This is a genomic window from Streptomyces sp. WELS2 (genome assembly GCF_013870595.1).
In the GTDB taxonomy this organism is placed as follows: Bacteria; Actinomycetota; Actinomycetes; order Streptomycetales; family Streptomycetaceae; genus Streptomyces.
On the sequence record NZ_JACBWZ010000644.1, the window covers coordinates 1 to 3,632 of the forward strand.

Annotated in this window: 2 protein-coding genes and 2 pseudogenes; 2 read left to right on the forward strand and 2 right to left on the reverse strand. The window is 73.3% G+C overall.

Annotated elements, in window-relative coordinates; all coding sequences use genetic code 11:
* Together H5J33_RS27300 and H5J33_RS27305 are read left to right on the forward strand one after the other, a co-directional pair.
* Positions 1 to 541, forward strand: a pseudogene (locus H5J33_RS27300) (FHA domain-containing protein); the annotation flags it as partial.
* Positions 540 to 788, forward strand: a pseudogene (locus H5J33_RS27305) (hypothetical protein); the annotation flags it as partial. The pseudogenes H5J33_RS27300 and H5J33_RS27305, both read left to right, overlap by 2 nt.
* Before the next feature lie 15 nt (positions 789 to 803).
* Here H5J33_RS27305 and H5J33_RS27310 read toward each other — a convergent pair.
* Both H5J33_RS27310 and H5J33_RS27315 read right to left on the reverse strand, forming a co-directional pair.
* Positions 804 to 2,450, reverse strand: a complete 1,647-nt coding sequence (locus tag H5J33_RS27310) for a glycosyltransferase family 2 protein (protein WP_181797503.1) — start codon at positions 2,448 to 2,450, stop codon at positions 804 to 806.
* Positions 2,447 to 3,632, reverse strand: a 1,186-nt coding sequence (locus tag H5J33_RS27315) for a CDP-glycerol glycerophosphotransferase family protein (RefSeq protein ID WP_181797504.1), incomplete at its 5' end; no start/stop codon positions are given. The genes H5J33_RS27315 and H5J33_RS27310, both read right to left, overlap by 4 nt.

Consider the following 3,632-nt stretch of genomic DNA (forward strand, 5'->3'; position numbering starts at 1 on the left):
GTGGGCACCATCGCCGACGAGGACGTGCACACCGCCCTGGAGCGGCGGCCCCGGCGGGTTCCCGCAGGCACCCCAGCAGGCTCAGGCCCCGCAGGCACCCCAGATCCCGCACCAGTCCCAGGGGCAGGGGCAAAGCCAGGGCGCCCGGCCGGGCACCTGGACCGCGACCATCGGTCCGGACCGCGAGTACTTCATGGCGATGATGCAGCGCTCCGGCCCCGAGGCCGCGGGCCTGAACCTGCCCGCGTACTCGCCCGAGCAGCAGCGCACGCTCACCGGCAACCAGGTGACCATCGGGCGCCGCCGGCACTCCACCGGCGACACCCCGGACATCGACCTGTCGGTGCCGCCGGAGGACCCGGGCGTCTCGCACCAGCACGCGATGCTGGTGCAGCAGCCGGACGGCAGCTGGGCGGTCGTCGACCAGAACTCGACCAACGGCACCACGGTCAACATGTCCGAGGAGCCGATCCAGCCGTTCGTGCCGGTCCCGCTCCAGGACGGCGACCGGGTGCACGTGGGCGCCTGGACGACCATCAGCCCGGCAGATCCCCGCGTACGGGCCGTACACCGTGGCGCCCGGCTATCCGGACGTGTTCCTGCCGGACGCCGGGCGGCGCGAGGCGGCGGTGAAACGGTACTTCTCGGCGGGGGCCGGGGTGGAGGAACGGCGGGGGATCCTGCGCGAGTACGGGGTGCGCTGGGTGGTCGGGGGCGCCCCGGCCCCGTGGCTCCACGAGACGGCCGTGGGGCCACGGGGGCAGGTGCTGTACCGGGTGGTGCCCTGAACCCGCCTGGGCCCCCTACCTCAAAACACTCGCCGCCAGCCGTGCCGCGTTGCGCAGGCGCGGGTTGGTGACCCGGCGGGCCAGCGGGCGCAGCACCCGGGCCGTCGCCCCCACCGGCCGCCAGCGGATCTGCAGGCGCCCGGGGTCGTGGGGTTCGGGTTCGACGGTGACGGTGTGGTGCGCGACGCGGGCCGTGCGTGCCGGGAAGTCCGGCGGGGCGAGCAGCACGGACGAGTTGGCCAGGCCCTGCTGCTCCAGGCGGATCAGGGGGTGGCGCACGCCGTCGAAGCCCTGGAGGGGAAGGGACGCCGAGGCGAGGTGGAGACGGACCGTGCCGGTGAAGACGCCGGGGCGTACCGGGTCCAGGCGGAACGGGACCGTCATCCGGCGCCTGCCGGGGGTGAGCAGGAGCGACGCGCGCTGGGGGCCGACGGGCAGGCGCAGGCCCGGGTCGTAGGTGCGGACCGTCAGGGTGAGGACCGCGCCGGGCTCGTACCCAAGGTCCGTGATCTCGTGCCGGAACCGGGCCGCCGGGAACGGGCAGGTGTCCAGTTCCAGTTCGGACAGGTCCAGTTCACGGCGGGCCCGCTCCGTCGCCGGCGGCCTCTCGCCCCAGTACGGGCCGCCCGTGCCGTCGGCCGTCACCCGGCGCGGCGCCACCTGGTGCCCCAGCCCGCGCGCCGCCAGCCGTACCTCGGCCGTGCGCCCCTGCCGCAGCAGCTCCAGCACCACCCGCTCGGCCCTGGGCAGCCTGCCGTACGCCTCGGGGGACAGCGTGTCCAGGTACGGGTTCATGATCTCGGCGAAGGAGGCCAGCCACGCGTCGTCCCGGTAGGGCAGATCGCCGGCGTACATGCGGAAGTCGTGCTTGAGGAACTTGAAGTCCTTGTCCGCCCGCAGCCCCTCGTGCCCGCTGCTCAGCAGGAAGTCGTCGATCAGCCGCTGGACGCGGACCCGGTCGCGGACGTTGGAGATCCGGTGCCGCTGGTTGGAGATGGACGCGGAGGCCGCGGCGGCGAACGGCTCGATGTACCAGACGTACACCGGGTCCGGGACGATCGTGAAGGCCTTCGCCAGGCAGTACGCCTGCGCCGAGAAGAGCTGGTCCTCGTAGTGGATGCCCTCGGGGAAGCGGAGTCGGTGGCGGTCCAGGAAGTCGCGCCGGTACATCTTGCTCGTCGCCAGGTGCTCGAAGAGCAGCCGGGGGTCCTCCTCGATGCCCTCCAGGGTGCGGCGCCCGGCGACCAGGTGGGGCATCCAGGTGGAGCGGCGCCCGGTGTCGGCCCGGACCCGGCGCACCGCGCCCATGACGAAGTCCACCTCGCGTTCCCGGTGCGCGGCGAGCAGCACCTCCACGGCGCGCGGCGGGAGTTCGTCGTCGCTGTCCAGGAACATCAGGTACGGCGCCCGGGATGTCTCGATGGCCCGGTTGCGCGGGGCGCTGCACCCGCCGCTGTTCTCCGGGAGCCGGATGACGCGGATGCGGTCGTCCTCGGCCGCCAGCCGCCGGGCCACCTCGGGGGTGTCGTCGGTGGAGTGGTCGTCGCTGATGACGATCTCGATGCCGGGGTGGGTCTGCGCGCGCACGGAGGCGACCGCGCGGGGCAGCCGGGCCGCGTCGTTGTGGACGATGATCGTGACCGTGACGTCGGGGCGGGTCATGCGGTGGCCTCCTCGGGCGTCGGGGCGGGGGTGCGCCGCTCGACGGGGAGGACCGGGGGCAGCGCCTCCTCCGGTTCACCGAGGAACACCCGCCGCACGACCCGTTCGGCGGCGCGTCCGTCGTCGTACTCGCAGAACCGGTGCCGGAACGCGGCCCGGGCCTTGGCCGCGCACTCGTCGCGCCAGGCGCCGGAGCGGAAGATCTCCGTCAGTTCCTCCTGGGTGCGGGCGACCTGGCCGGGGTGGTCGGCCATCAGGTCGAAGTAGACACCGCGGGTGGTGCGGTAGGTCTCCCAGTCGTCGGCGTGGATCACGATCGGCCGGTCCAGGTTGGCGTAGTCGAACATGATGGACGAGTAGTCGGTGACCAGCGCGTCGGCGGCCAGGCACAGCTCCTCGACGGGGTCGTAGACGGAGACGTCGATGATCCGGCCGGAGCGGCGCAGCCCGGTCGGCTGGGCGGCGGTGCCGTAGAAGTAGTGGGCGCGCACGAGCAGCACGGTGTTCTCGCCGAGGCGGTCGGCGAGGGCGGCCAGGTCGAGGCGGGGGGTGAAGCCGGCCTCGTAGTCGCGGTGGGTGGGCGCGTACAGCACGGCCGTCTGCCCGGGGGCGATGCCGAGGCGCTCCCGGGCGGCGCGGACATCGGCGGCGGTGGCCGTGTAGTAGACGTCGTTGCGCGGATAGCCGTAGTCCAGCGAGGTGTAGCGGGACGGGTAGGCGCGCTCCCACATGCGGGTGCTGTGGCTGTTGGCGCTGAGGCTGTAGTCCCATCGGTCGACGCGGGCCATCAGCGCGGCGAAGTCCAGGCCCTGGGCGGCGGCCGGGTAGGCGCGCTGGTCCAGGCCCATCCGCTTGAGCGGGGTGCCGTGGTGGGTCTGGAGGTGGATCGCGTCGGGGCGTTTGACCACCGCGTTGGGGAAGTTGACGTTGTTCGTCAGGTACTTGGCGGTGGCCATGGTCTCCCAGTAGCGGCGGGAGCCGGGGATCACGTGGTCGGTGCCGGGCGGCAGCAGGGCCGCGTTCTTCTGGCTCACCGTCCACACGGGGCGTATGTGCGGGGCGAGTTCGCCGAGCTTGCGGGCTATCGCGGCCGGGTTGCAGGCCACCCCGCGGTTCCAGTAGGCCGCGAACACCGCGAGGTTCGGATCGACCGGGCGGCCGAGCGCGCGCCGGTACTGCTGG

Bases quoted from the DNA above. Each gene is read 5' to 3' on its own strand.
- H5J33_RS27310 (WP_181797503.1), bottom strand. From the start codon at position 2,450: ATGACCCGCCCCGACGTCACGGTCACGATCATCGTCCACAACGACGCG.